This window comes from Rhodopseudomonas sp. P1 (genome assembly GCF_039642825.1).
In the GTDB taxonomy this organism is placed as follows: Bacteria; Pseudomonadota; Alphaproteobacteria; order Rhizobiales; family Xanthobacteraceae; genus Rhodopseudomonas; species Rhodopseudomonas palustris_H.
In genome coordinates this window covers 3,502,669-3,523,595 of the sequence record NZ_CP088006.1, presented here as the reverse complement: position 1 = coordinate 3,523,595, position 20,927 = coordinate 3,502,669, and the positions used below count along the sequence as shown (strand labels likewise).

The 20,927-nt window shown below is 64.6% G+C and carries 20 protein-coding genes and 2 tRNA genes; 10 read left to right on the top strand and 12 right to left on the bottom strand.

All coding sequences use genetic code 11. The annotated features are described in order from the left end of the window. Window positions 1-29: 29 nt before the first annotated feature. The 3 genes from LRC39_RS16340 to LRC39_RS16330 all read right to left on the bottom strand — a co-directional run bounded on the left by LRC39_RS16340 (window position 30) and on the right by LRC39_RS16330 (window position 3,174). On the bottom strand, window positions 30-1,007 hold the full coding sequence (locus LRC39_RS16340; RefSeq protein ID WP_346294968.1) for a hypothetical protein: 978 nt from the start codon (window positions 1,005-1,007) through the stop codon (window positions 30-32). A gap of 61 nt (window positions 1,008-1,068) precedes the next feature. Further along, window positions 1,069-2,559: a methylamine utilization protein MauJ gene (mauJ, locus tag LRC39_RS16335; protein ID WP_346294967.1), complete on the bottom strand. Its 1,491-nt coding sequence runs from the start codon at window positions 2,557-2,559 to the stop codon at window positions 1,069-1,071. A gap of 538 nt (window positions 2,560-3,097) precedes the next feature. Beyond that, window positions 3,098-3,174, bottom strand: a tRNA-Arg gene (locus tag LRC39_RS16330). A 196-nt stretch (window positions 3,175-3,370) separates the two neighbouring features. On the opposite strand from LRC39_RS16330, the gene LRC39_RS16325 reads away from it, so the two are divergent. Beyond that, window positions 3,371-3,817: a hypothetical protein gene (locus LRC39_RS16325; protein WP_011158728.1), complete on the top strand. Its 447-nt coding sequence runs from the start codon at window positions 3,371-3,373 to the stop codon at window positions 3,815-3,817. A 54-nt stretch (window positions 3,818-3,871) separates the two neighbouring features. On the opposite strand, the gene LRC39_RS16320 is transcribed toward LRC39_RS16325, so the two are convergent. Continuing rightward, complete coding sequence (locus LRC39_RS16320; RefSeq protein WP_346294966.1) at window positions 3,872-4,780, bottom strand: PhzF family phenazine biosynthesis protein; 909 nt, start codon at window positions 4,778-4,780, stop codon at window positions 3,872-3,874. A gap of 154 nt (window positions 4,781-4,934) precedes the next feature. On the opposite strand from LRC39_RS16320, the gene LRC39_RS16315 reads away from it, so the two are divergent. Beyond that, entirely contained in the window at window positions 4,935-5,810 is an 876-nt protein-coding gene (locus LRC39_RS16315; RefSeq protein ID WP_346294965.1) for a DMT family transporter, read from the top strand. Between the two features lie 100 nt (window positions 5,811-5,910). On the opposite strand, the gene LRC39_RS16310 is transcribed toward LRC39_RS16315, so the two are convergent. Then, entirely contained in the window at window positions 5,911-6,249 is a 339-nt protein-coding gene (locus LRC39_RS16310; RefSeq protein ID WP_346294964.1) for a histone, read from the bottom strand. Window positions 6,250-6,327: 78 nt separating this feature from the next. After that, window positions 6,328-7,779, bottom strand: coding sequence for a cryptochrome/photolyase family protein (locus LRC39_RS16305; protein WP_346294963.1), 1,452 nt, complete (start codon window positions 7,777-7,779; stop codon window positions 6,328-6,330). 119 nt (window positions 7,780-7,898) lie between these two features. Between LRC39_RS16305 and LRC39_RS16300 the strand changes: the two genes are divergently transcribed. Both LRC39_RS16300 and LRC39_RS16295 read left to right on the top strand, forming a co-directional pair. Then, entirely contained in the window at window positions 7,899-8,297 is a 399-nt protein-coding gene (locus LRC39_RS16300) for a DUF2177 family protein (protein ID WP_164574460.1), read from the top strand. A 293-nt stretch (window positions 8,298-8,590) separates the two neighbouring features. After that, entirely contained in the window at window positions 8,591-9,166 is a 576-nt protein-coding gene (locus tag LRC39_RS16295; RefSeq protein WP_107345025.1) for a hypothetical protein, read from the top strand. A gap of 37 nt (window positions 9,167-9,203) precedes the next feature. Here LRC39_RS16295 and LRC39_RS16290 read toward each other — a convergent pair whose 3' ends face one another. Beyond that, a complete protein-coding gene (locus LRC39_RS16290; protein WP_346294962.1) occupies window positions 9,204-11,054 on the bottom strand; it encodes a nucleotide pyrophosphatase/phosphodiesterase family protein in 1,851 nt (616 codons plus the stop codon). A gap of 153 nt (window positions 11,055-11,207) precedes the next feature. Here LRC39_RS16290 and LRC39_RS16285 point away from each other — a divergent pair, with 153 nt between their 5' ends. Genes LRC39_RS16285 through LRC39_RS16275 form a run of 3 tightly spaced genes read left to right on the top strand, consistent with a single transcriptional unit; the run spans window position 11,208 to window position 14,396 of the window. Further along, window positions 11,208-13,223, top strand: a complete 2,016-nt coding sequence (locus tag LRC39_RS16285) for an acetyl-CoA carboxylase biotin carboxylase subunit (protein ID WP_107345023.1) — start codon at window positions 11,208-11,210, stop codon at window positions 13,221-13,223. A 7-nt stretch (window positions 13,224-13,230) separates the two neighbouring features. After that, the gene (locus tag LRC39_RS16280) at window positions 13,231-14,097 is read left to right on the top strand and encodes an isocitrate lyase/PEP mutase family protein (RefSeq protein WP_346294961.1); all 867 of its coding nucleotides are present in this window, start codon (window positions 13,231-13,233) and stop codon (window positions 14,095-14,097) included. Continuing rightward, window positions 14,097-14,396, top strand: a complete 300-nt coding sequence (locus LRC39_RS16275) for an acylphosphatase (protein WP_346294960.1) — start codon at window positions 14,097-14,099, stop codon at window positions 14,394-14,396. Before LRC39_RS16280 ends, LRC39_RS16275 begins: the two co-directional genes overlap by 1 nt. A gap of 18 nt (window positions 14,397-14,414) precedes the next feature. Here LRC39_RS16275 and LRC39_RS16270 read toward each other — a convergent pair whose 3' ends face one another. Further along, window positions 14,415-15,263, bottom strand: a complete 849-nt coding sequence (locus LRC39_RS16270) for a LysR family transcriptional regulator (RefSeq protein WP_346294959.1) — start codon at window positions 15,261-15,263, stop codon at window positions 14,415-14,417. A gap of 108 nt (window positions 15,264-15,371) precedes the next feature. Between LRC39_RS16270 and LRC39_RS16265 the strand changes: the two genes are divergently transcribed. Continuing rightward, on the top strand, window positions 15,372-15,803 hold the full coding sequence (locus LRC39_RS16265) for a tautomerase family protein (protein ID WP_263988851.1): 432 nt from the start codon (window positions 15,372-15,374) through the stop codon (window positions 15,801-15,803). 22 nt (window positions 15,804-15,825) lie between these two features. On the opposite strand, the gene LRC39_RS16260 is transcribed toward LRC39_RS16265, so the two are convergent. Further along, window positions 15,826-18,450, bottom strand: coding sequence for an EAL domain-containing protein (locus LRC39_RS16260; protein ID WP_430624900.1), 2,625 nt, complete (start codon window positions 18,448-18,450; stop codon window positions 15,826-15,828). 264 nt (window positions 18,451-18,714) lie between these two features. After that, a complete protein-coding gene (gene lipB / locus LRC39_RS16255) occupies window positions 18,715-19,452 on the bottom strand; it encodes a lipoyl(octanoyl) transferase LipB (RefSeq protein WP_346294958.1) in 738 nt (245 codons plus the stop codon). A 66-nt stretch (window positions 19,453-19,518) separates the two neighbouring features. Here lipB and LRC39_RS16250 point away from each other — a divergent pair, with 66 nt between their 5' ends. Then, window positions 19,519-19,761, top strand: coding sequence for a FliM/FliN family flagellar motor switch protein (locus LRC39_RS16250; protein WP_011158713.1), 243 nt, complete (start codon window positions 19,519-19,521; stop codon window positions 19,759-19,761). A 78-nt stretch (window positions 19,762-19,839) separates the two neighbouring features. After that, window positions 19,840-19,924, top strand: a tRNA-Leu gene (locus LRC39_RS16245). A 110-nt stretch (window positions 19,925-20,034) separates the two neighbouring features. Here LRC39_RS16245 and LRC39_RS16240 read toward each other — a convergent pair. Continuing rightward, window positions 20,035-20,496 carry an RES family NAD+ phosphorylase gene (locus tag LRC39_RS16240; protein WP_119019191.1) on the bottom strand — a complete coding sequence of 154 codons (462 nt, stop codon included), beginning with the start codon at window positions 20,494-20,496 and terminating at the stop codon, window positions 20,035-20,037. Continuing rightward, entirely contained in the window at window positions 20,496-20,924 is a 429-nt protein-coding gene (locus tag LRC39_RS16235) for an antitoxin Xre/MbcA/ParS toxin-binding domain-containing protein (RefSeq protein ID WP_346294957.1), read from the bottom strand. Before LRC39_RS16235 ends, LRC39_RS16240 begins: the two co-directional genes overlap by 1 nt. Window positions 20,925-20,927 lie beyond the last annotated feature (3 nt).

Below are 20,927 nucleotides of genomic sequence, written 5' to 3'. Positions count from 1 at the left end.
GAAAATCAGCTGTTGCCCGAGGGAAGAGTTCACACGGCAGGCCGGTCGTGCAGCTCGGCGATGTCGTGCAAGGGGCCAAGCTCCAGTTCGATGTGTCCTGCCGCGGTCTGACCAAAACCCGCAAAGAGAAACCGATACTCCCTCTGATAGGCAAAACGAAACTCCTTCGACATGGCGTTGTCGATGCGTTCACGTGGCCGACGCTCATGGGTATCAAAATAGTCGATAGGGCAGTGATGGAAGTACCAACCGGGGAGCTGACTGGCAGCGGCTCGCTCCATGCGCCCGGCGAATTCGTCCGGATCTTTGATAACGACGCAGCAGTCGGTACCGGAGAATTCACCGAAGAGATACGGATCCCAGTCCATCGCGACGCAATAAAGGAAATAGTCGGTCCCGGACGTGCTGTATTTGAGGTCGCTGACTGGACGCACCACCTGGCCATCCGGCATCGTCAGGGTTACGTACTGCCCAGGCGAATAGGAATGCTTGACGCGTTCGTCATCGTGCCTCGCAGGATCTTTCTCCATCAGGGCATATTGCTCCGCGGACCGCATGCGCAGGCGCCCGAAATCTATGAGACCCTGTAGCCATTTTCGCTCACCGTAGCGAAACAAGATATCCCCGGCGTTCGGGCTCCGTGGCCGGGCCGGCGCAGCGGTCAAGTCGCGCTTCGCGATCAGGGGGAGCGGCCGGTGGAGCTGCAGCTTGCGAAGCGCAAACTCATACCGCGTTTGATGCTCTTTTCGGTACCAGTACCACGAACTCAGAAAGCTATGGATTGGAATGACGTTCCTGTCTTCGCTGATGATCGCATGCATGTTGCGGACGATATTATCGTATCGCGCGCGAAGGGCCTCATCATCGACCCGCCCCAGATAACGGTGAATTTCGTACTGGAGTTCCCAGTAGTCGGATTCATAGTCGGTGGTCGTTTGCTTCCATGATCTTATCGCGTCAGGATGGGGTAAGACGGATGGCAGCGGCAACGTCGGAATATCGGGCATGTGCTGTGCAACCGGTCGGTGAGGTAGTCCCCTGCCACCGATAGTATATCATGAGTCGGTGCTATTCTTGGCGAGCATCGCCAGTATCTGCTTTCGGCATCTCCGGCAAAGAATCGTCGCGACCGTCTGCAAGCTTGTCCGAGTAGGAGAATTTAGACAACTTGTATTCCGTCTGAATGAAGTGTCGGGCGAGGGCGAAGGTGACCTCGGCGGCTGAGTAGAGACGCCGCAGCTCGGGCGACGCGTCGGCATCGGACGGAAAGGACTCCGAGGCGTGTGCCGTCGCTACCCGGCAATTGTCGAAGACATATTTCTCAACGTCCTTGCCGCTACGGTCGGCGTCAAACCGCGAAAGTATCTCCGGCCGGAGCGACGCAGAAACCTCCGCGAAGACGTTCTTGATCCAGAGCTTGGTCGGATTCTGCTCCCCTGGCTTTGTTCTTGATCGTCTTTCGAAAACCTTGAAGAAACTCAACACCTCGAAGGTGACCAAGCCCGCCTGACGGGCATTTAGTCCCTCTCTGTAATAGGCCAGCCGCTGAAGCAATTCTGGATCGTCGGGGATGGATCGCGAGAAAACCCAATGTGACGTGGTCGACAACGCACCGTCAGAGCGCTGGATGGGTACCGGTATCGGGTTGCCAGACCAGCCGTCCTCCAACACTGCGTAGCTATCGTCGCACCAACTTAGCAAGCTCAGGAAGCGATTGAGAAGTGTTCGGGCCTCTTCGGCGGAAATACGCTCGTTGACCAGGTCGATGCTGATCGAATGCGAGAACTCCTTCGTCTTCGGGAAGAGTACGAAATGACGGCCGGCAAATTGCACACGGGTCGGCTCCTTCGGCCAAACCACCTGCGTATCGACGCCCAGATTCAGAAAACGCGAATTGCGGCGTGCGCCAAGGCTCTTGTGAAAGGCGTCTCGCTCTTCTTCCGTTTGATATTCTCGCCAGTCCGTCTTCAACGGCAGATCGAGCTGCCGCGAAAGTGAGACGGCCCGGCGAAGCTGGGTGAAAAAGTCGCGCCCCAGAACGAGTTGCCGAGCGGACGGGCGGTCCATCCGATCATGATCATAGGTGGTTTCAGCGCCTTTGCTGAGCAGAGAGGTCGCCATCTTGGAGACGTATGAGACCGTCTTTCGCCGTTCATCCTCTTGAAACAGCGCCCTCGCATGATAGTCGTCATCGTTCCGGGTTCGAGCAATCGAGAATGAAAAGCTGAGAACCGAGCTGCACGCCTCATCTGCTGCGATCACGGACGCTATGGAGTCCAACAAGGTCGCTCTGCCTCTGAATGAGGCAGCTGGTCCGCCGACCGCGCAAAGGCTGCCTAGGACAAGCGATACGTGCCCAGCCCATCCGGGCAATATTGGTACGAAGCCCAGCACCGCGCTGGCAATCTGTTCGTCCGAAAGGCGAGCACCTGCAGATTCTCGTCCGCGTGGCAGCAGGCCATAGCCTCGCAACGACTCGAACCGCTTGAGGGTGTCGTCGAATGCTCCCGGCTCCGCCAGCGCGCGGTGCAATATCTCGGACAAAGGACGCGCATACATCGCGGTTCAGCCTTGCGTGTTGCCTAGCGTGTTCAAGGGCTCGGGATCTTCAAATTCCACGAGTCCCTTCGTGATCATGAGTGTGAATACTGATTGAACTCTGCCCCCTCAATTACGTCATACAAAAATCTAGACTAGAGCTCTGATTTCATTGATGTGAGAGCGGTGCCCCCAGCGCCGATCGGCGTCCAACCCCCTCGCCGAAATGAATCGAATCTATCTTGTTCTATGTCGGTCTATCCACCGAGGTCGTGTTGGGTGACGGCCTGATGCCATCGATGCATGGCATGTGGGCCGCCGGCTTACAGCCTACGGTCAGAGGCTCCCGAAAGTGGGGCCGAGCTGCAAAACCGGCGCGAGACTCTAAATGGTGGTCCGGGCCAGAAAGTTCTGTATGAATTCTTCGGGGAGGCCGCGACGGGGGGGGCGCCCTGATTGCCATCGTCAGAAGTATGCAGCAAACAACCAAGCCTGCGATGGGCAGGCTTGAAGCACTGACGCCTAGGTCGTCCTGCGACGGATAGTTAGTGGTTTTATTTGGCGCGCTCGGAAGGATTCGAACCTCCGACCCTCGGAATCGAAATCCGATGCTCTATCCAGCTGAGCTACGAGCGCGGGGGCCGGGTGGGGCTTGCCGCCCGGCGAGGGCTTTCGAATACCCCACTTTTGCAGGCGCTTACAAGGGGGAGGGGGGCTCCCATGATTTCGCCGGAATGTGCGCATTAACGTCGCGCAAACCAAACTCGGCCAAAGTGCCGGTGCCGGCCTAGGCCGGCCCGCTCCCCTTGTCGCCACGGGTTTCGACCGAACCATGCGTACGCTGTTCTCGTCGCTGTTATTGCCGCTGATGCTGCTGGCCACGCCGGCACGCGCCGATCTCCACATCACCCGGGATCACGGCGGCTATGTCGAGGAGTACAAGGCCAAGTACCAGCGGATCCGGGATCGCCGCGAGCGGGTCATCATCGACGGCATCTGCAATTCGGCCTGCACCCTGGTGTTCGGGATCGTGCCGCTGAACAAGATCTGCGTCACCCCGCGCGCCAGCCTGGGCTTCCATCAGGCCTATTACGACAAGGCTTTCACCTTCGGCATCAAGGTCACCAGCCTCGAGGGCACCTCGGAGCTGATGTCGTATTATCCGCAGCCGGTGAAGGACTGGATCGCCCGCAACGGCGGCCTGACCACCGAGATGAAGAAGATCAAGAACGGCGTCGATCTGTGGAAGATCGTCGATCCCTGCCCGGAAGAATATTGAGCGCATCGGCGGTCTGACGGCCGAAGAGCGAGCGCCGGTCCGGCTTTCGCGGCCTTATTTGAGGCCGATCGTTCCCGCCATCACCGCCACGCAGTGTCCGCCGATCGCGGTGGTCGTGACTTCGCCCCCGCGCTTCTCCGCGCCGGCGAACAGCAGGCTCGGGCGGCCCATCTCGAGCCCCTGCAGGATGGTTTTCGACAGCGTCAGATCGGCTTCGGGGCGCAGCTTCGCCAACAGGCCGATCAGCGCGACATTGGCGCTGCCGGTGGCCGGGTCCTCGGGGATCTTGTTCAGCGGCGCGAACATCCGGGCGCGGATGTCGATGGTGTCCTCGGCGGTCTCCACATAGAGCAGGACCTTTGACGTCGGGTAGCCGGCGATGTGGTCGCCGAAGAGGTCGGCACGTGGGCTGGCGGCGGCGAGGGCGGTGCGGCTCTTCACCTCTGCGATGATGAAGCCGGTGCCGCAGGACGCGATGCACGGCCGGTGGTTGGCGATCTCGATATCGCCCTCGCTGAGCGAGCAGGCTGCCGCGATGACATCGGGGGCAATCTCGTCGGTCACCGACAGGGTCTGGGGCGACGTCAGGCGCGCGCCGGTGACTGCGCCGTCGTCCTTGATCAGTTGGATCGGGACGAGCCCGGCCTTCTCTTCGAACACCACGCGATCGCCGATGATGCTGCGGCCGTAGCTCTGCCCGATGCGGGCCAGCACGAAGGCGGTGCCGACATTCGGATGGCCGGCGAACGGCAGCTCGCCGTTGGGCGTGAAGATCCGAACCTGCGCGGTGTGGGCAGGGTCCTGCGGCGGCAGCACGAAGGTCGTTTCCGACAGATTGAACTCGCCGGCGATCGCCTGCATCTGCGCGCTCGACAACCCTTCCGCGTTGAGCACCACGGCAAGGGGATTGCCGCTGAACTGCTCGGCGGTGAACACGTCGACGGTTTCGAACTGCAGGCGCATGGCGGCTCCGGAAGATGACGAACGCGCGGTGCGGGAAGGGCGGCGGCGCGTTGATGATGACGATCCGTGCTGGCCGCGGCGGTTGCGGCGTGGCATGGACGTGGCGCCATCGGGCGCTTGCCCGTCACCATACGATCGGGCCCTCGGGGAAACAATGAACCGTAACGCAGAGCATCTCGCCGGCCGCGCCGCGCCCGCTGTGTTCGTCGTGCTGTGGAGCACCGGCTTCATTGGCACCAAATACGCGCTGGCCGGTGCCGAGCCGCTGACCTACCTGTCGATCCGGATGATCGCGGTGGTGACGCTGATTGCGGTGATCGCGGCGATCGCACGGCCGCGCTGGCCGGACCTCGCAGGCGTCGGCCACAGCATCGTCGCCGGGCTGCTGGTGCACGGCGTGTATCTGGCCGGCACCTCGATCGCGATCGCGCATTCGGTGCCGGCGGGCCTGTCGGCCTTGATCCCCGGCCTGCAGCCGATCCTGACCTCGACGCTGGCCAATCGCTGGCTCGGCGAGCGCGTCACGCCGCTGCAATGGCTGGGGCTGGGGCTCGGTCTCGGCGGCACGCTGTTGATCCTGCACAGCCGCAGCCTCACCGGCGACATCGGCTGGGGCTGGCTCGCCTCCGCCTGTTCGCTGATCGGCATCACCATCGGCACGCTGTACCAGAAGCGGTTCTGCAGCGGCATCGACTGGCGCGCCGGCAACATCATCCAGTTTCTGGCGGCGCTCGCGCTGTTCGCGGTCGGCGCCTTGCTGTTCGAAACCCGGGTGGTGAACTGGACCACCGAGTTCGTGCTGGCGGTGGGCTGGCTGGTGGTGGTGCTGTCGATCGGATCGATCGGGCTATTGTACTGGCTGATCCGGCATTCCGCCGCGACCTCTGTCGCCAGCCTGTTTTATCTGGTGCCCGGCACTACCGCGCTGATGGCCTATGTGCTGTTCGGTGAAAAGCTGGACGTGGTGTCGATCGTCGGCATGGTGATCTGCGCGGCGGCGGTGTTTCTGGTCAACCGCGCCAAGGCGTAGAGGCGCAGGGCAGGCCGTCCTCGGTTGCGCTTTGCGCGCAGCAAAAAGCCCCCGGGCACGGTGCTCCGGAGGCTTTCGCCGGCCGACGCGGATGAACCGCTCAGCGCTTGGATTTCTTGGCCTTCTTCGCCTTCTTCGGCGCCGCCTTCTTGGCCTTCTTCACGGTCTTCTTGGCTGCCTTCTTGGCCTTCTTGGGCGCCTTTTTGGCAGCTTTCTTGGCCTTCTTGGCGGCCTTCTTCGGAGCTTTCTTGGCTGCCTTTTTGGCGGCCTTCTTGCCGGCCTTCTTGGTCGCCTTCGCGGCCTTCTTGGCGCCGGCCTTCACCTTCTTGGCGACTTTCTTGGCCGCCTTGCGCGCCTTCTTGACCACGGTCTTGGCTGCATCAGCGGCCTCGGTGATCACCTCGCCCACCTGCTCGATAATCGGCTTGTCGTCGTCCATATTGATCCCCCAAGGGTTTGCAGATAACCGCGACGATAGCCGATTCGCGCAATTAGTAACGCTGCTAAGCGAAGTTGTTCAACGCTGACGCAGCTCGGCGTAGGCCGAAAGCGCCCGCTGCCGGCCGGTTTTGTGGTCGACGATCGGCCGCGGATAGTTGCCGCCGAGCTCGATGCCGGCGGCGGCGAGTTCGAGCGGCGTCGCGGTCCACGGCTGGTGGATCAGGTTGTCGGGCAGGCAGGCCAGCTCGGGGACCCAGCGCCGGATGTAGCTGCCGCCCGCGTCGAACTTCTCGCTCTGCAGCAACGGGTTGAACACCCGGAAATACGGCGCCGCGTCGGCGCCGCAGCCCGCCACCCACTGCCAGTTACCGGGATTGCTGCCGGGATCGGCGTCGACCAGCGTGTCCCAGAACCACTGCTCGCCGAGCCGCCAGTCGATCAGCAAGTGCTTGACCAGGAACGAGCCGACGACCATGCGGACGCGATTGTGCATCACCCCGGAGTGCCACAGCTCGCGCATTCCGGCGTCGACGATCGGGTAGCCGGTGCGGCCGCGCTGCCAGGCGCTGAGCGCCGCCTCGTCGCTGTGCCACGGGAAGGCGTCGAACGCCGGCTGCAGATTGCGGGTCGCCAGATCCGGATGGTCGAACAGCAGATGCCGGCAGAACTCGCGCCAGCCGAGCTCGCTCAGGAATTTGTCGATGTCGGGCGCGATCGCCGGCCGCTCGGCGGCGGCAAAGCGCGCGGCGTACCAGACCTGGCGCGGACTGATTTCGCCGAACCGCAGATGCGGCGACAGGCCGGAGGTGACGTGCCGATCCGGATAGTCGCGCCCGTCCGCATAGCCGGGCAGGCCCGCGAGGAAGCCGGATAGCCGCGCCTGTGCGGCGGCTTCGCCCGGCGTCCAGGTTTGGCGGAGGCCGCCGGCCCAGTCCGGCGCCGTCGGCTCGAGCTGCCAGTCGCCGAGCTGGTCGCTCGGTGGAGCCGGCGCCGGGCGCAGCGCCTTCGGGCGGGGCAGGGGCTGCGGTGGATCGCCGAGGCTGAGGACGCGCCGCCAGAACGGCGTGAACACCCGCATGCCGCGGCCATCCTTGCTGCGGATCGCACTCGGCGCCACCAGCGTGTCGCCAGGGTGGCGGTGATACGCGATGCCGGCCACCGTGAGGGCATCGGCCAGCGCATCGGCGACAGCCCGATGTGGAGCGATCTCTATCTCGTTCCAATGCACCGCCGCCGCATCGCTCTGCTGCGCCAGCTCGGCCAGCACCGCGGCCGCCGGCCCGCGTCGCAGGATCAGCGGCGCGCCGGCCGCGGCAAGCTCAGCTTCGAGCGAGCGCAGCGATTGCCCCAGCCACCACCGCGCTGCGCCGCCGTGGGGGCGCACATCATCGCTCACCTCATCGAGCACATAAACGCCCAGCACAGCCGCACCGGATTGTGCAGCCGCCTGCAACGCCGGATGATCGGCAAGACGGAGATCGTCGCGAAACCAGACGATGACGGGTCGGGAGCTGGAGGTTGTCAGCACGTGGGCTCATCCTGGATACGAGGCTGCGATTTTGCAGCCGCTGTCCGGCTGCGTCTGCAACCATCGACGAGGCATTCCGTATTTGACAGGATGCATTCTGCTTTGTTCAGGAGGACGATTTGAAGCGCTACGGTCTGCTCTATCTGGCAACATTCATTGTCCTGATTCCGCTCGACTTTCTCTTCCTCGGCACGATCGCCAAGAGCTTCTTCCAGTCGCAGGTCGGCGAGATGCTCGGCGAGGTGAGGCTGTTGCCGGCTGTGTTGTTCTACCTGCTTTACGTTGTCGGCATCGTCATCTTCGTCAACGGGTCGGCGCAGGCGACTTGGCAATCCTCTTTGTTGTACGGGGCGCTGTTCGGGCTGTTCTGCTACGCCACCTTCGAGCTGACGTCGCTGGCGCTGCTGAAGCACTGGACCTGGCCGGTGGTCGCGGTCGACATCTCGTGGGGGGCGTTCATTACCGCGGTGTCGGGAACGCTCGGCCTGCTGCTCGCCGACTGGTGGTCGCCGCGCTGACCGCGCGCCGACGGCTCGCCGCTTAAAACGCTGAAGGACTGCTGAATGACCGGTGCGGCCAAATGGCCGCCCGGCAAAGCCGCTTTGCCGCAATTGCGCCGCCAGTGCGCCCAACCGCCGCCGGAGCGGCTTGCGAATTGAGCCGGCGAGACCGCTGCTGCGACAAATCGGCAACCCTGTTTCGAAACATCGTGGGTAATTCCGATCGAATCGAGCGCAGGAGCGAAGTCTTAACCAAGCGTTTACGCCAGCGTGGAAATGCTGGCCCAGAGCCAGAAAAACGAGTGAAAGCAATGACTGCCGTCGCCACCGCCGAACTGTTCGGCATCGACCCTCTCAACGTTTCGGATCGTTATACCGCCGCGCAAGCGCTCGGGGTCGTGCGGGATGGGATCATCACCGGCGAAGGCCCGACCACCCGCGGTCGGGTGCATTTCTCCCGCACCCTCGACGCCGCCGACACCGCGTGGTGCATGGGTATCCTGACCGCTTCCGCGGTCGACAATCAGCCGATCAGCCGGGCCGAGGCCGAGGCGCTGTTCGAGATCAACGATGCCGCTGCCGAGCGTGTCGATGGCGGCCGGTTCGATGATCTGTTTGCCAAGGCTGTCGCCCACCACGCCGCGGCCGCCTCAGGCCTGCCGGTGCCGGCGCGCAGCGTCGCGCTGTCGCCGGACGTCGCGATCGAGTCCTGGGCTCCGACCCAGGCGGTCGGCGTCAACACTGAAGTCCTGGAGTGGATCTCGCGCCAGATGCGCGGCACCCGGCGCAGCAATCACACGCTGATGCGGCTGGTCGCCACGCTGGTCGGCGTCGCGACGCTGCCGCTGATCAGCCAGGTGCCGCAGATCTTCGATCTCGGCGTCTGATCGGCCGAAGCCAAGTTCTGCAAGGAAGCGGCGGGGGTTATTTCCCCGCCGCTTTTTGTTTGGAGGTCTCGCCATCGAGGCCGAGGGTGCGGCCGGGGAAACCGGCGGCATCGAAGTAACGCTGCTCACCAACGCGCTGCATTGCCAGCACGGTGCGCAGCCCGTTGGCGGCGTATTTCGAGCGCACCGTCTCCTGCGTGGCCTTCGGCACGGCGCCGTTCGGCATCGCCTCGGTCATCACCCGGCCGATCAGCTTGCCCTTGGTGGTCGGATCGAGACCCATCAGCTTCGCCGCGGTGAACCCCACGTCGGCGTTGCTCACCGGCAGCGGATCGGCGAAGCCGGCTTTGAAGTCCGGGCCGGTCGCCGCCATGAAATTCATGGTGTCGCCGCGGCTGAACGAGCCGTGCATGCCCTGGCCCTGCCGCAGCACGGTGTCGGCCACCTGCACCGAGCACTGCGTCGGCTCGGCGCAGCCGGACGCGTAGGACCGGAAGTTGACCACGATCGTCGGCGTCGGCGTCGCGGCCTTGCCCTTCAGGTTGAGCGCCGACAGCGGCAGCGCGCCGGGGAAGCTGCCGAGCGAGTCATCGACGAACAGTCCGCTGACGTAGTCCTGCTCGAGCAGGGCCCGGACGGTGCGGCCGGCGAGCTTCTTGTCGCCGGTCGGCAGATAGATCAGGTCCGAGCCGCCATTGGTGGCGACAACCAGATCCGGCTTGGCCGGGTCCTTGCCGAGCACGCCGTTGCCGGCCTTGGGGTGGGCATTGTCGCCGACCGCTGCGTTGCTGTTGTTGGGATCGAACAGCGGCAGCTTCAGCGCCTTTGCCAGATCGATGGCGAGGAAGCCCATCGGCAGGAAGCCGGCCGGGGTGTCGTCGTAGCTCGCCTTGGCGGACGGTGAGGTCTTGCTCTGCTTCGAGATCGTCGAGAAGCCGTGGTCGGCCGAGACGATGATGTTGGTCGAGGCGGACAGACCGAGCTCATCCAGAGCTTTGCGCAACTGCGCGAGGTTGTTGTCGGCATTGCGGATTCCGGCCAACGAGGTCGGTCCGTTAATGCCCGGTGTCAGCTGGTTCAGGCTATCGCCTTGATTGTGCTGGCTTCCATCCGGATCGCGGGACCAAAACACCAGCACGAAGGGCTTGCCGCGCTGCTTGAACAGCGGCAGCACCGCCTTGGCGGCGACATCGGCGAAATAGGCCTGCTGCACGACGTTCGCGACCAGCGTGCCGGGGGTCTTGGCGTCGCCGGCCTTGGCGTTCTCGCCGCGGGCCGGCGGCTTGAGCGGCAGGCCGAGCTTGTCGAGCTCGGCCTTGAAGTCGTCGGGCAGCGGCACGCCCTTCGGCGAGCCGGTCGCATCATCGATCACGATCGAATGCGGCCCCGGTCTGTCGGTCCGGTCGGTGTGGTCGAACAGCAGCGTGGGGCCGAGCTTGCCGATCGCCGCGGTGCTCAGCCCCTTGTCGCGGGCGAGCTTCAGCAGGCTTTCTTCGTTGAGGTAATTGCCGTCGAAATGATTATCGATGTCGCCGAGGACGTCGTCGTTCTCGATGAACGGAACCACGGTATTCCCGGCCGGCGGAACGCTGTAGCCGGTATAGATGGTGTTGCTGAAGGTGCCGGTGTCGCCGAGATAGTGTCCGGTCGCCATCGCCGAGCCGTTCGCCATGGTGAAGGTCGGAAACAGCGAATGCGGATTCTTGAAATTGACGCCCTGATCGCGCAGCGCGGCCATCGCCGGCGCGGTCTCCGGGCTGACGGACTTCGCCCGTAGACCGTCGGGAATGAACAGAATCAGGTTGCGGGGCGGAGTGTTCTGGGCGAAAGCGGTGGAGACGGACAGCAGGCAGAGGCCCGCGGACAGTAGGGCGAGTGTGCGGCGCATGACAGGGCCTTGGGTTGATTGGGGCCCACGCTGGGGACCCCTTCGCAATATCTAGTTTTCCCCGGCGACAGAATTGTTACAAGCACACCCGCAATGCCCCGTCGCTGCCCCGCCCGGGACAGCAGAACCATCCAAGGTTGCAAGAAAAAGAGCATGTTCAAACGAATTCTGATCGCCAACCGCGGCGAGATCGCCTGCCGGGTCATCAAGACCGCGCGTCGTATGGGTATCGAGACGGTTGCCGTCTATTCCGAGGCGGACCGCGACGCGCTGCACGTCGAAATGGCCGATGAAGCGGTGCTGATCGGCCCTCCGGCGGCGGCTGAGAGCTATCTGGTGATCGAGAAGATCGTCGAGGCCTGCAAGAAGACCGGCGCTGAGGCGGTGCATCCGGGCTACGGCTTCCTGTCCGAGCGCGAGGCGTTCGCCAAGGCGCTGGCCGAGGCCGGCATCGTATTCATCGGTCCGAACCCCGGCGCGATCGCCGCGATGGGTGACAAGATCGAGTCCAAGAAGGCCGCCGCGCAGGCCAAGGTTTCGACCGTGCCCGGCTTCCTCGGCGTGATCGAAGACGACAAGCACGCGGTGAAGATCGCCGACGAGATCGGCTACCCGGTGATGATCAAGGCCTCCGCCGGCGGTGGCGGCAAGGGCATGCGCATCGCGCATTCGCGGGCGGAAGTCGCCGAAGGCTTCAACCTCGCCAAGGCCGAGGCCAAGGCCTCGTTCGGCGACGACCGCGTGTTCATCGAGAAGTTCATCGTCGATCCGCGCCACATCGAAATCCAGGTGCTCGGCGACAAGCACGGTAACGTCATCTATCTCGGCGAGCGTGAATGCTCGATCCAGCGCCGCAATCAAAAGGTGATCGAAGAGGCGCCGTCGCCGCTGCTCGACGAAGTCACCCGCCGCAAGATGGGCGAGCAGGCGGTCGCGCTGGCCAAGGCCGTGAACTACGACTCCGCCGGCACCGTCGAGTTCGTCGCTGGTCAGGACAAGAGCTTCTACTTCCTCGAGATGAACACCCGCCTGCAGGTCGAACATCCGGTCACCGAAATGGTCACCGGCATCGATCTGGTCGAGCAGATGATCCGCGTGGCGGCCGGCGAGAAGCTGGCGCTGGCGCAGAAGGATGTCACGCTGAAGGGCTGGGCGATCGAGTCCCGCGTCTATGCGGAAGATCCGTTCCGCAACTTCCTGCCGTCGATCGGCCGCCTGGTGAAGTATCGCCCGCCGGCCGAGAGCGCAGCCTCCGGCATCACGGTGCGCAACGACACCGGCGTGCAGGAGGGCGGCGAGATCTCGATGTTCTACGACCCGATGATCGCCAAGCTGGTGACGCACGGGCCGTCGCGCGCCGCGGCGATCGAGGCGCAGACCCATGCGCTCGATGCGTTCTACGTCGACGGCATCCGCCACAACATTCCGTTCCTGTCGGCGCTGATGACGCATCCGCGCTGGCGCGAGGGCAATCTGTCGACCGGCTTCATCGCTGAAGAATTCCCGCAGGGCTTCCATCCGCGGGTGCCGGAGGGCGAAGTCGCCCGCCGCATCGCAGCCGTCGGCGCGGCGATCGACCGGGTGATCGGCGAACGCAAGCGCAAAATCTCGGGCCAGATGATCGGCCGCGCGGTGATCCGCGAGCGCCGCCGCTGCGTCTGGCTGGAGCGCAGCGAAGTGCCGCTCGACGTGATCCGCGAGGGTGAGGCGTTCGTCGTCCGCTTCGCCAATGCCGACGGCTCGCTCGGTCAGCCGCACCAGCTGCTGTCGTCCTGGATGCCGGGCGATCCGGTGTGGGAAGGCACCATCGACGGCCATCCGGTCGCGGTGCAGGTCCGTGCGATCCCGAACGGCTTCAAGCTGGCGCATCACGGCTACGAAGTGTCGGTCAACGTCTTCACCGAGCGTGAAGCGGCGGCCGCGCGCTGGATGAAGGAAGCCGACAAGGCCGACACCGGCAAGAAGGTGCTGTGCCCGATGCCGGGCCTGATCGTGTCGATCGCGGTGACCGAGGGCCAGGAGGTCAAGGCCGGCGAGACGCTCGCGGTGGTCGAGGCGATGAAGATGCAGAACGTGCTGCGCGCCGAACGTGACGGCACCGTCAAGAAGATCCACGCCGCGGCCGGAGCGACGCTCGCGGTCGATGCGCTGATCCTCGAGTTCGCGTAAGCCCGCCGTGGCCTGGCGCGACCGCCGCAGCGCATTGCGGGCAATCCTCACCGGATCCGCCTGCGTGCGCCCGGCGTCGGTGTACGATGCCATCTCGATCCGGATCGCCGACGACCTCGGCTTTCCGTTCGGGATGTTCGGCGGCTCGGTGGCCTCGCTGGCGATCCTCGGCGATCCCGACATCGCGCTGATTACGTTGACCGAGCTTGCCGAGCAGGTGCGGCGGATGAGCCGTGCCGCCGCGTTGCCGGTGGTGGTCGATGCCGACCACGGCTACGGCAATGCGCTCAACGTTCGCCGCACCGTCGAAGAATTGGAGGCGGCGGGGGCCGCCGGTCTCACCATCGAAGACACGCTACTGCCGCAGGCTTACGGCGAGGCCAAGCCGCAGCTGGTGTCGCGCGAGGAGGGGCTCGGCAAGATCAAGGCCGCGCTCGATGCGCGGCGCGATCCCAACCTGGTTATTTTCGGCCGCAACGGTGCCTGCTCGATCACGTCGCTCGATGATGCGATCGAACGCGCGCTGGCCTATGAGGCCGCTGGCGTCGATGCGTTGTTCTTCACCGGCGTGAAGACCCGCGCGCAGCTGGAAGCGATCAGCGCCGCGACCACGCTGCCGCTCGCGCTCGGCAGTCCGCCGGCTGAACTCGGCGACTTCGATCATCTTGCGGGCAGGCGTGTCCGCATTGCGGTGCAAGGCCATGCGCCGATCGCGGCTGCGACCGAGGCCGTGTTCAAAACGTTGTCGGCGATCAAAGCCGGTGCGACGCCGAAGCAACTGACCGGGCTCGCCGGCGTCGACCTGATGGACAAGGTCACGCGCGCCGACGTCGTCACCGATCGGAACGAACACTTCCTCGGTGTGAAGCGCTGATGAGCCAGATCATCCGGCAGGTGACGATCCGCGGCCGGGTGCAGGGCGTCGGCTATCGGGCCTGGCTGGCGATGACGGCGCAGGCGAACGGCCTCGAGGGCTGGGTCCGCAACCGCCGCGACGGCAGCGTTGAAGCGCTGCTCGGAGGCGACCAGACTGTGGTCACCGAGATGATCGCCGCCTGCCACCGCGGCCCCTCGGCCGCGCGGGTCGACGCGGTGGTGGTGGAAGAGGCCGGCGCCGCACTGCTGGCTCAGCGGGCGGCCGGTGAGCGGTTTTCGATCCTGTCGACTCTGTGAGACCGGCACGCCGCCGGCTTAGCCTGCGATCTGCCTGAAGGTCGCCGCCAAGGTCCTGAGCGCCGCGCGGCGGCTCGCGTCGCTGACGCGAGAGTGCAGCACGACCGGCGACGCAGGCAGGCGCGGCAGCTTCAGTTTGGCGCCGACATCGACGAGTCCCGGCGGCACGATGCGTTTGGCCAGCGGTGCGACGGCGAGGCCGGCGAGCGCAGCGGCGACCACTGCAGTGACGCCGCCGCCGACGAACACTTCGGTCCATGGCACCCTGGCCTTGTCGAGCGCCCGCACCGCGGTTGCCCGTACGCCGCACGGCGCAGCGAGCGAGGCCAGCGGAACGGGCGCGCCGTGGACGAGATCGAAATCGGGCGCTGCGAACCAGCCGAATTCATCGCGCAGCAAGGTCTCCCCGCCGCGTCGCCCCGCGCTCTCGCGGATGCAGATCGCATCGAGTTCAGCACGGTCGAACGCATCGACTAAGTCGCGCGAAAACCCGATGCTGACTTCGATCCGCAGGTCGGAGCGCCCTCGGCCAAGCCGGGCCAGCAGCGGCACCAAATCCGGTCCGGCGACGTGGTCGCTGATACCAAGCCGGAGTGACTGAACGATTACGCGCTCGCTGGCAACTGCGCGATCATTGTTGTCGATCAGCGCGCGGGCCCGATCCAGAAACGCCGAGCCTTCTGCGGTCAGCCCGACCGAGCGCGGCGAGCGCTCCAGCAGTCGCCGTTCGAGCAGTGCCTCCAAGCGCTGCAGCCGCATGCTGATTGCCGCCTGGGTGGTGCCGAGCGCTTCGGCGGCCCGCGTAAAGCTGCGCAGGTCGGCGACGTGGACGAAGGCGCGCACCGCGGCGATGTCGAGGTCGATCATCTAATCATCATAATTTGTTATGATTAAAACACAGATTGATACGGTAGCGTGATCTGTGGGCGAGGTCTAGCTTCTGCGGCATCGAACACTTGTTGAGAGGAGCTACCGATGCCGCTGATCACCGTGCATTATTCGACGCCGCGCCCGACCTCGGACCTGAAGCCGCGGATCGCCGCCGCGGCCAGCGATCTCGCCGCCACCATCCTGCACAAGGATCCCAAGGTGACGGCGGTGATCGTCGAGCAGGTCGATCCGGCCGACTGGTTCGCGGCCGGCGCCTCGCTGGCAGATCAGAACCTCGCCAGCTTCTGGCTCGACATCCGGATCGTCGATAGCAGCAACACCAAGGACGAGAAGGCGGAGTTCATCGCCGCAACCTACGCCCGCATGGGCGAACTACTCGGACCGCTGCACTCGGAAAGCTATGTCCACGTCAACGGCGTGCGGGCCGACGGCTATGGCTTCGGTGGTCTGACCCAGGAGCAGCGCTATATCGTGCGCAAGCTCGCCGCCGCACCACGATCGGCAGTCGTGGTATAAGCGCGCGCAAACGCGGTGGCGGTTAGTTCCGCCGCCGCGTGGCAGTGAACGGCGCCGTTCGGTCATCCGTGCTCGTCGGGCTAATGCGCTCCATCATGGTGCCGGCGCGGGCGGCGCTGTAGCCGAGCAGCCATTGCTCGAATGCAGCCGGCGCCAGTGCCGGCGCATACAGGAAGCCCTGGGCGACGTCACAGCCGAGCTCACTCAGGAGCTGGAATTGAGCGGTGGACTCGACGCCTTCGGCGACGACGCTGAGGGCGAGGCTCTGGCCGACCCGCACCACGGTGGTGACGACGGCGCGGGCGGTGGGGCTGGTCTCGAGTTCGCTCATGAAGCCGCGATCGATCTTCAGCTCGCGGATCGGCAATTGCGCCAGCCGGTTGAGATTGGAATAGCCGGTGCCGAAATCGTCGAGCGACAGTCCGACCCCGATCCGGCGCAGCGCCATCATCGTCTCTTGCGCGGTCGAGCGGTTGTCCTGGGCGACGCCTTCGGTGACCTCGAGCATCAGAGCTTCGGGTGGCAGGTGATAGGTCGCGAGCGTGTCGGCCACCAGTGTCGGCAGCGCTGGATTCTCGAAGTTGATCGGCGACAGATTGACGGCGACGCTCGGTACCTCGAGTCCCTGGTCTCGCCATGCCCGCATCTGCCGGCAGGCCTCGCGGATCGACCAGCACGCGATCTGATCGATCAGGCCGCACGCTTCGGCGAGTGGAATGAACTTCGTCGGCGGCACCGGACCGAACGCCGGATCGTTCCAGCGCGCCAGGGCTTCGACGCCGTGCAGTGCGCCGTCGCTGGTGCGGATCTGCGGCTGGTAATGCAATTCGAGGCGGCTGTTCGCCAGCGCCGAGCGTAGCGCGGCCGCATAGGCCATCCGCTGCTCGGCTGCGCCATGCATGTCGCTGTTGAACAGCCGGTAGGTCGAGCGGCCCGAGCGCTTGGCGCGATACATCGCGGTGTCGGCCTGGTTGATCAGCGTGTCGAGGTCGGTGGCGTTGTCGGGATACAGGCTGACGCCGATGCTGGCCGACATCGGCACCTGGCTGTTGCAGAGCGCGAACGGCAGCATCAGCGCCTCGCTGATCCGGGCGACCACCGGTTCGATTTCAGCCGGCTCCCGGTTCGGCAACACGACGACGAATTCGTCACCGCCGAGCCGTCCCACCACGTCGCCGGGCTGGACCTGATCGCGCAGCCTTCGCGCAAACTCGATCAGGAATTCGTCGCCGGCGGCATGACCCAGCGTGTCGTTGATGTCCTTGAAATTGTCGATGTCGAGAAACGCCAGCGCAACCGTGCGGCCCTGCGGGCAGGCCGCGGTCGCGGCCGCGATCAGATCCCGCAGCCGGGCGCGGTTGGGGAGGCCGGTCAGCATGTCGAAATAGGCAAGACGCGCGATCTGCGCGCGCGACTCCATGCGCTCGATCGCAAGCGCCCCGAGATGCAGGCAGGCGTCAACGATACGGTGATGCCAATGGCTCGGCGGACGGCAGGCGCGGAAATAGAACGCGAAGGTGCCGATCACACGGCCGTCCTTGGCCTTGACCGGCGACGACCAGCAGGCACGCAGCCCGATCTCCAACAGCCGCTTCTTGAACGGCTCCCAGCGCGGATCGGTGTCGATGTCGAGTGACAGCACCGGTTTGCCGAAATACGCGGCAGCGCCGCAGGAGCCGACCTGCGGGCCGATCGACACGGCGTCGAGCGCGCGCGAGTAATCATCGGGCAGGCTCGGGCCGCCGAGCGGGTGCAACAGCCCCTGGGCGTCGACGTGCAGGATCGTGGAGACCACGTCCGGCGCGATCTTCTCGACAAAGCGGCACATCCGGTCTGCGACGTCGGTGATCGGAATCTCGTCGGCGAGCGCGCTCAGCGTCACCTGCTGCAGCATGCGCAATTGCCGGGTTTCCGAGATGTCGGTCAGCAGCGCGAAGACCTGTGTGACCTGGCCTTGCGCATCGTGCAGCGCCTTAACGTCTGCCGATATCCAAATCTCGTCACCATTGTGATCGTAAACCAGGATCTCTTCTTCGCCACCCTCGGCGTCGGCAATCCGTTGTTTCAGGTTGGCGATTGTCCGGCGATTGGTGTGGTGGCCGGCGAGGAGGTCGATGACGTTGCGGCCTTTGACATCTGCGGCACTGAAGCCGAACAGACCGGTGAAGGCGGCGTTGGTGTAAAGCAGCTTTAGATCAGCGTCGGTGACCAGTACCGCGCGGGTGGTACGGTCTGCGATCGATGAGATCAGTTCGATGCCTTTGCGCCGCTCCATCTCTGGCGTGATATCGCGCGCGGTGACGAGAGTGTAGTTGTGGCCGTACGTGCTTATCGTCGATTGCGTGAGCTCGGCGCTGATGACCTGGCCGTCCGGCCGTGGGATTTCGAGAATGGCGACGCCGTTCGATGTAGCGTGTGGGGAGAAGGCACCGGAAGCGGGCTTCGAGGTCATGCCGTCGAGGCCGAGGATTCCGGTCGTACGGCCGACGATGTCCGTGCGACAAATTCCCCACATCCGTTCTGCGGCTCGGTTGAACAGACAGACGTTGCCAGCATCGTCGATAACGATGGCAGCATCGCGCGTCTGCTCGAGCGCGACGCGCCACAGCGACTGATTATCGGGAGAACTGGTGGGGCGTTGGATCATTCTTGAAACTAGGTACTAGGACAACTACGAGGGTGGCGCGGCCGCGGCTAATGAGACCGTCGCCGATCTTTCCCTGCTAACGTGACGAAAGCGTTGTCAGTGCCGCGCGGCGGGAACCGAGCGGTTTCATCCTTACAATTCCGTTGCCGGAGTCTGTGACTCGACACGGGGCCGCTGCGCTGATCGAGCCTCACGGCCGATTGTGACAGTCGCGCTTCCGGCGAGCGATCACTTCGCGTGCGGATCGATCCGGGAAGGAGGCGATCAGGCGCTTGTGGTTGCGGCTGTGCGGGTTTCGCCGAAGAGGTTTTCGAAGGCAGAGCGTAAAGCGATGTCGACGTCGGTCATCACCACCGGCAGGCCGAGGTCGACGAGGCTGGTGACGCCATAGCGCGGATCGCTGATGCCGCAGGGCACGATCGCCTTGAAGTGCGACAGGTCGGGCTCGACGTTGATGGCGATGCCGTGCAGCGACACCCAGCGTTTCAGCCGGACGCCGATCGCCGCGATCTTGTCCTCGTAACCTTCGCCCTTGTCGGGTCGGCGAACCCAGACGCCGACCCGATCTTCCCGGCGCTCGCCGCGGATGTTGAAGGCATCGAGGGTGGCGATGATCCATTGTTCGAGCGCAGCCACATAGGCCCGCACGTCCGGGCGCCGGCGCTTCAGGTCGAGCATTACATAGGCCACGCGCTGGCCGGGGCCATGATAGGTGAGCTGGCCGCCGCGGCCGGTGGTGAACAGCGGGAAGCGCTCTTCGAGCAGGTCGGAGGCATGGCCGCTAGTGCCTGAAGTGTAGAGCGGCGGATGCTCCAGCAGCCAGACCAGCTCGGGCGCGTCGCCCGCTGTGATCGCCGCGGCCCGTGCCTCCATAGTCGCCACCGCCTCCGGATAGGGCACGAGCGAATCGGAAATCCGCCATTCCACCGCCGGCGAGCCGTCGGCGGGCTTCAGAGCGGTCCAATCCAGCGTCTGGCGGGGGGAAGTGGGGGCGTTAATCATTGGATAACCATAACGTGGTGTCGTCGACCACGTCTTCGTTCCTCAGGCAAGTCAGTCCGGGTTCCAGTGCCGACACTCGATAAAGTTTCCGTCGATCTGATGGTGGTTCTCGGGACCACCTCGATGCCGATCCACCAGGTGCTGCGGCTGAGCCGCGGCGCCATCATCGAACTGGATGCCACCGAGGCCGACGAGGTCAAGATCCTCGCCAACAACATGCCGATCGCTTCCGGCATGGTTTTGGTCGATCGCAACCGAATTGCGGTCGAGGTCAAACAGATGTTGCCGCGATCCCCAGATCGAAGGTGATCTGGCCTTGTGGCCTCATCATTGTTTTGTTAAATGGGCGCCGTCGATCCGGTCGGCGATGCCCGAAACCGGTCCCAAGCGCTCGTGGCGGAATTGGTAGACGCGCTGCCTTGAGGTGGCAGTGAGTAAAATCGTGGGGGTTCGAGTCCCTCCGAGCGCACCACTTCCGCGCCGGCCGTGTAGCTCGGCGCACCCCTCCCAAACAACCTAACGACCTGGTCTCGCGCATAGGCACTGCGAGAACGTTGGCATTCGGATGCCGAAGCTTAATCGTCAGAACAGGCGGGGATCGAGGGTGAACGGCTCGATGTCTGCGATTCTGATCCGGTCGGCGCCAGAATGCCGGTGGTTGATCAGAACGTTGAGATCCGGTGATCCTTCGATCGGGACGATCGCGGATGGCACCCGCAGCAGCGGGGCTGTCAGCGAGGCCTGCCACGCATCACCGCGCCGTTGAGTCCAGCTCTCCCGACGTCGCCAATCGGTCGGAAGGGCGGAAAGTGGCACGTCGTCGACGGCCAAGTCGTCCGGTGCTTCGTAGCGCACCATCATCAGCGCAGGCAGCAGCAGCGGGTCTTCGACGTGCACCAGCTTCTCCAGCACACAGAGAGCGGGCGATGTCGCGCAGTAGGTGACGGGCCGGCCGACGGTGTTCCAACGGCCGTCGAAGAGCAGTCCATAACCGCCGTCGAACGCCCGAGCGTGACGGGCGAGAGACAGTCGCCACAGGCGCATCAGGCGGCTGCGCCCCAAGCAATCTTGCCGAGCACCATCTCGATCAGCCTGGCGCCAGCCTCGGTTTGCGCGACGGTGAGGGGTGTTTCGCCGTTCAGCTCAGCCAGAGGGCGGCGAAGCCAGAGGCTGGCCTTGTCCACGTCGAAGGTGTCCTCGGCGAGGCTCTGAATGCGCAGCAGGCGGACAGCCCGATCGGATTCGTCGATCGTGAGCGGCTGATTGCGCTCGGCGCGGTGTCGGCGTGTCCGCTGCGGGATGACGAACCGCTCGATTTCCTGATCGCTCAGCCCGGCGCGGCTCAATCCCTGGAGGGCGGCGAGGGGGAGCCGGTTGCGGACCACCATGGCCAAGTCTGCCTGGGACCGAACCGTTGCACCGAGTACCGGCTTGCCGCCGAGCTTATCCGCGACCGTTTCAACGATGGACATCGT

Coding starts and splice junctions, on each gene's coding strand:
- LRC39_RS16340 (WP_346294968.1), bottom strand. CDS start 1,007: ATGCCCGATATTCCGACGTTGCCGCTGCCATCCGTCTTACCCCATCCT.
- mauJ (WP_346294967.1), bottom strand. CDS start 2,559: ATGTATGCGCGTCCTTTGTCCGAGATATTGCACCGCGCGCTGGCGGAG.
- LRC39_RS16325 (WP_011158728.1), top strand. CDS start 3,371: ATGCGTACGCTGTTCTCGTCGCTGTTATTGCCGCTGATGCTGCTGGCC.
- LRC39_RS16320 (WP_346294966.1), bottom strand. CDS start 4,780: ATGCGCCTGCAGTTCGAAACCGTCGACGTGTTCACCGCCGAGCAGTTC.
- LRC39_RS16315 (WP_346294965.1), top strand. CDS start 4,935: ATGAACCGTAACGCAGAGCATCTCGCCGGCCGCGCCGCGCCCGCTGTG.
- LRC39_RS16310 (WP_346294964.1), bottom strand. CDS start 6,249: ATGGACGACGACAAGCCGATTATCGAGCAGGTGGGCGAGGTGATCACC.
- LRC39_RS16295 (WP_107345025.1), top strand. CDS start 8,591: ATGACTGCCGTCGCCACCGCCGAACTGTTCGGCATCGACCCTCTCAAC.
- LRC39_RS16290 (WP_346294962.1), bottom strand. CDS start 11,054: ATGCGCCGCACACTCGCCCTACTGTCCGCGGGCCTCTGCCTGCTGTCC.
- LRC39_RS16285 (WP_107345023.1), top strand. CDS start 11,208: ATGTTCAAACGAATTCTGATCGCCAACCGCGGCGAGATCGCCTGCCGG.
- LRC39_RS16275 (WP_346294960.1), top strand. CDS start 14,097: ATGAGCCAGATCATCCGGCAGGTGACGATCCGCGGCCGGGTGCAGGGC.
- LRC39_RS16270 (WP_346294959.1), bottom strand. CDS start 15,263: ATGATCGACCTCGACATCGCCGCGGTGCGCGCCTTCGTCCACGTCGCC.
- LRC39_RS16265 (WP_263988851.1), top strand. CDS start 15,372: ATGCCGCTGATCACCGTGCATTATTCGACGCCGCGCCCGACCTCGGAC.
- LRC39_RS16260 (WP_430624900.1), bottom strand. CDS start 18,450: ATGATCCAACGCCCCACCAGTTCTCCCGATAATCAGTCGCTGTGGCGC.
- lipB (WP_346294958.1), bottom strand. CDS start 19,452: ATGATTAACGCCCCCACTTCCCCCCGCCAGACGCTGGATTGGACCGCT.
- LRC39_RS16240 (WP_119019191.1), bottom strand. CDS start 20,496: ATGCGCCTGTGGCGACTGTCTCTCGCCCGTCACGCTCGGGCGTTCGAC.
- LRC39_RS16235 (WP_346294957.1), bottom strand. CDS start 20,924: ATGTCCATCGTTGAAACGGTCGCGGATAAGCTCGGCGGCAAGCCGGTA.